The 4,784-nt window shown below is 64.6% G+C and carries 6 protein-coding genes; all 6 read left to right on the plus strand.

Annotated features, from left to right (window positions below; translation table 11 throughout):
• Positions 1 to 602 (plus strand): oxygen-dependent coproporphyrinogen oxidase (hemF, locus tag Q0S71_RS20695; RefSeq protein ID WP_295999938.1); only part of this gene is annotated, 602 nt, incomplete at its 5' end.
• Positions 599 to 1,258, plus strand: a complete 660-nt coding sequence (locus tag Q0S71_RS20700) for a nicotinate-nucleotide adenylyltransferase (protein WP_295999939.1) — start codon at positions 599 to 601, stop codon at positions 1,256 to 1,258. The genes hemF and Q0S71_RS20700, both read left to right, overlap by 4 nt.
• A complete protein-coding gene (rsfS, locus tag Q0S71_RS20705; RefSeq protein ID WP_295999940.1) occupies positions 1,259 to 1,930 on the plus strand; it encodes a ribosome silencing factor in 672 nt (223 codons plus the stop codon).
• A 6-nt stretch (positions 1,931 to 1,936) separates the two neighbouring features.
• Positions 1,937 to 2,407 (plus strand): 23S rRNA (pseudouridine(1915)-N(3))-methyltransferase RlmH, encoded by a 471-nt coding sequence (gene rlmH, locus Q0S71_RS20710; protein WP_295999941.1) that lies wholly within the window; start codon positions 1,937 to 1,939, stop codon positions 2,405 to 2,407.
• 45 nt (positions 2,408 to 2,452) lie between these two features.
• Positions 2,453 to 3,073, plus strand: coding sequence for a nucleoside triphosphate pyrophosphatase (locus Q0S71_RS20715; RefSeq protein WP_295999942.1), 621 nt, complete (start codon positions 2,453 to 2,455; stop codon positions 3,071 to 3,073).
• Between the two features lie 64 nt (positions 3,074 to 3,137).
• Complete coding sequence (gene rng / locus Q0S71_RS20720; protein WP_295999943.1) at positions 3,138 to 4,610, plus strand: ribonuclease G; 1,473 nt, start codon at positions 3,138 to 3,140, stop codon at positions 4,608 to 4,610.
• The last annotated feature ends 174 nt before the right edge of the window (positions 4,611 to 4,784 follow it).

The raw sequence follows: 4,784 nt of genomic DNA on the forward strand, positions 1-4,784 counted from the left end.
CCGATCTCATGAACGTGCGCTTCTTCACTACCACCGCCGCCGACGGCACGCCGGTCTGGTGGTTCGGCGGCGGCATGGACCTGACGCCCTACTACGGCTACGCCGACGACGCGCGCCATTTCCACCAGAGCTGCCGCGACGCGGTCGCGCCGTTCGGCGCCGATCTGCACCCGCGCTTCAAGCAGTGGTGCGACGACTATTTTTACCTGAAACACCGCAAGGAGGCGCGCGGCGTCGGCGGTATTTTCTTCGACGATTACAACGCCGCCGGTTTCGAGCAAAGCTTCGCCATGATGCGCGGCGTCGGCGACGCCTTCCTCACCGCCTACCTGCCCGTGCTGGCGCGCCGCAAGGACAGCGCCTACGGCGAGCGCGAACGCGATTTCCAGGCTTACCGGCGCGGCCGCTACGTCGAGTTCAATCTGCTGTTCGACCGCGGCACCCTGTTTGGCCTGCAATCGGGCGCCGGCCGCACCGAGGCGATCCTGATGTCGATGCCGCCCATCGTCAAATGGCGCTACGACTGGCAGCCGCAAGACGGCACGCCGGAGGCGGCGCTCTACACCGACTTCCTGCCCCATCGCGACTGGCTGGCGACGTGACGCCATGCGTCGCGCTGCTGGGCGGCAGTTACGATCCGGTGCACCACGGTCATGTCGCGCTGGGCGCTTTTTTCGCGCAGCAGCTCCACGTCGACGAACTGCGCGTGATCCCGGCCGGGCTGCCGTGGCAAAAGTCGTCCTTGCAGGCGACGCCGCGCCAGCGCGCCGAGATGCTGCAACTGGCCTTCGCCGGCCAGCCCTTCCGCATCGCCATCGACGGGCAGGAAATCGAACGCAGCGAACTTGGCATGCCGACCTACACCGTCGACACGCTGCGCCAGATCCGCGCCGAAGTGGGCGCCGCCGCCTCGCTGGTGTTCCTGATGGGCGCCGACCAGTTGCAGCGGCTCGACACCTGGCACGACTGGCACGAACTTTTTAATTACGCGCATTTTTGCGTGGCGGCCCGTCCCGGCTTCGCCATCGACCACGCCGGCCTGCCGCCGGCGGTCGCCGCAGAATTCACGCGCAGGCTGTCCAGCCTGGAACAAATCCGCAGCACGCCGCACGGTCTGACTTATCTGGCACAAGACTTCGCGGTGGATATCTCCGCCACCCAAATACGTGCGGCATTACAACGGGGCGATAAGGCAAACTCGCTTATCTCCCCGCTAGTGCTAGACTATATTGAACAACATAATCTATACAAAAGCTAAATGGACATCAAAAAATTACAAACCCTCGTCGTCGACGCCCTTGAAGATATCAAGGGTCAGGACATCGCCCTGTTCGACACCATGCACCTCACCAGCCTGTTCGACCGCATCGCGATCGTCTCCGGCACCTCCAACCGCCAGACCAAGGCCCTCGCCGCTTCCGTGCGCGACAAAGTCAAGGCCGCCGGCGGCGAAGTCTATGGCATGGAAGGCGAGGACACCGGCGAGTGGGTGCTGGTCGACCTGGGCGACATGATCGTCCACATCATGCAGGCGCCGATCCGCGCCTACTACCGCCTCGAAGAACTGTGGGGCGACAAGCCGGTCAAGCTGGGCGCGGCCAAGCGCGCGCCGAAAGAGGACGAACCGAAGAAGATCAGCAGCCACATGGCCGCCGGTAAAACCGCGGTCGACGCCAAGCCAGTGATCGAGAAGAAAACGCCGGTCAAGAAAGCCGCCGCCAAGCCGGCCGCCGCGACCAAGAAACCGGCCGCGAAAAAAGTCGCCGCGCCGGTCGGCAAGGTCGTCAAGGTCGCCTCGACCAAGAGCGCCACCGCCGCCGCCACCGCGCTCAAGGCCCTGCCGCCGAAACGCAAGGTCGCCGTGAAAAAAACCGACGCCGAAGCGCCGGCCAAGACCGTCATCAAGCGCATCAAAAAAGTCGAAGAGTAAGCGTCCATGCAGCTTATCATCGCTGCCGTCGGACACAAGATGCCGGCATGGATAGAGGCGGGCTTCGCCGAATACGCGAAGCGCATGCCGCCGGAACTGAGGATCGTGCTCAAGGAAATCAAGCCGGTCGACCGTTCCGGCAGCAAGACCGCCGCCACCGCGATGGCGCTCGAACGCGAGCGCATCGAGGCGGCGCTGCCGAAATCGGTGCGCATCATCGCGCTCGATGAACGCGGCAAGGACTTGACCTCGGTCGGCCTGTCGCAGCAGCTCGAAACGTGGCAGCAGGATGGCCGCGACACGGCTTTTTTGATCGGCGGCGCCGACGGCCTCGATCCCGAATTGAAGGCGCGGGCCGAAGGCCTGATCCGCATTTCCAGCATGACGCTGCCGCACGGGATGGTGCGCGTGCTGCTGGCCGAGCAGCTTTACCGGGCCTGGTCGATCACCCAGAACCACCCCTATCATCGCGTTTGATATCATCGTCTCAATAGACTCAGAACAGCCTCCAGTTAGCCTCCGATGAAACCGGTCGACAAAACCATTTATCTCGCTTCCAAAAGCCCGCGCCGGCGCGAACTGCTGCGTCAGATCGGCATCGATTTCGAATTGCTGCTGCTGCGCAGCGACGGCCCGCGCGGCGCCGACGTCACCGAGAACGTCATCGCCGGCGAGGCGCCCGTCGATTACGTGGCCCGCGTGGCCAGGGAAAAAGCGGCCTTCGCCTGGAGCCTGGTGCAGCGCCGCCATTTGAGGCCGCGCACCGTGCTGAGCGCCGACACCACCGTCACCATCGACGGCGCCATCCTCGGCAAGCCGGCCAACTACCAGCAGGCGGTCGACATGCTCAAGCAGCTGTCCGGCCGCACCCACCAGGTGCTGACGGCCATCGCCGTCCACCACGCCGACTTCAACGGCCAGATCACGCAGAGCTCGGACGTGCGCTTCGGCGTGCTGTCGGACGCCGCCATCGCCGCCTACTGCCACACCCAGGAACCCTACGACAAGGCCGGCGGCTACGGCATCCAGGGTTCGGCCGCGCTGTTCGTCGAGCACATCGAAGGCAGCCATTCCGGCATCATGGGCCTGCCCCTGTTTGAAACCGCACAATTACTCCGCCAGGCGGGTTTGCCGTTACCCTGAGCGCGTGTATGATCGTCCTTCGCCGCCACCGCATCACGCACATAAGAACAGGCCAAGAAGAGACATGAACGAAGACATCCTGATTAACATCACGCCGCAGGAAACCCGCGTCGCCCTGATAGTGCAAGGCGCCGTGCAGGAGCTGCACATCGAGCGCACGCTCACGCGCGGCCTGGCCGGCAACGTCTACTCCGGCAAGGTGGTGCGGGTGCTGCCGGGGATGCAGTCGGCCTTCATCGACATCGGCCTCGAACGCGCGGCCTTTTTGCACGTGGCCGACATCTGGGAGGCGCGGCCGCACGACGGCAGCGGCAGCTCGACGGCGGCGCCGACGCCGATCGAAAAAATCCTGTTCGACGGCCAGGTGCTGACGGTGCAGGTCATCAAGGACCCCATCGGCACCAAGGGCGCGCGCCTGTCGACGCAGATTTCCATCGCCGGCCGCATGCTGGTCTACCTGCCGCAGGACTCGCACATCGGCATCTCGCAGAAAATCGAAAAGGAAGCCGAGCGCGAAGCGCTGCGCACGCGTTTGCAAAGCCTGCTGCCGGCCGATGAAAAAGGCGGTTACATCGTGCGCACCCAGGCCGAGGACGCGTCGGACTCGGACATCGGCGCCGACGTCGATTATCTGCGCAAGACCTGGGGCGCGATCTGCCATGGCGCGCGCACCCGGCCGGCCACCACGCTGCTGCACCAGGACCTGAGCCTGGCCCAGCGCGTGCTGCGCGACTTCGTGCACGACGAGACGGCGACCATCCAGGTCGACTCGCGGGAAAACCATCTGGCGCTGTCGGCGTTCGCGCAGACCTACACGCCGAGCGTGCTGCCACGCCTGCAGCACTACACGGGCGAACGGCCGCTGTTCGACTTGTACGGCGTCGAAGAGGAAATCCTGCGCGCGCTGGGCCGGCGCGTGGACCTCAAATCGGGCGGTTACCTGATCGTCGACCAGACCGAGGCCATGACCACCATCGACGTCAACACCGGCGGCTTCGTCGGCGGGCGCAATTTCGCCGACACCATCTTCAAGACCAATCTGGAGGCGGCGCACGCGATCGCGCGCCAGCTGCGGCTGCGCAACCTGGGCGGCATCATCATCCTCGACTTCATCGACATGGACAACGCCGAGCACCGCAACGCCGTGCTGCTAGAGCTGAAGAAGACCTTGTCGCGCGACCGCACCAAGGTGTCGGTGTCGAATTTCTCGGCGCTGGGACTGGTGGAGATGACGCGCAAGCGCACCCGCGAATCGCTGGCGCATATTTTGTGCGAACCGTGTCCGGCCTGCGCCGGCAAGGGCCAGGTCAAGACCTCGCGCACCATCTGCTACGAAATCCTGCGCGAGCTGCTGCGCGAGGCGAAGCAGTTCAACCCGCGCGAGTTCCGCATACTGGCGTCGCAGGAGGTGGTCGACATGTTCCTCGAAGAAGAGTCGCAGCACCTGGCGATGCTGGGCGATTTCATCGGCAAGAAGATTTCGCTGCAAGTGGAGACGGCGTATCATCAGGAACAATACGACGTCATTTTAATGTGAGTTATTTTCCGAAAGGCGACGCTGTCATGGTCCAAGCTACAAACGCGTGCTTCCTGCTGTTGGCCGGCATCTGCCTGGCGTCCTGCGTGCGGGCCGCGCCCGATACGGCAGCCGAATCGCGCGCGCCGCGGCCGGCCGCCGCGCCGCCGCAGCGCGCCGCCATCGCGCCCTGCC

Source organism: Rugamonas sp., assembly GCF_025354735.1.
GTDB lineage: Bacteria > Pseudomonadota > Gammaproteobacteria > Burkholderiales > Burkholderiaceae_D > Rugamonas.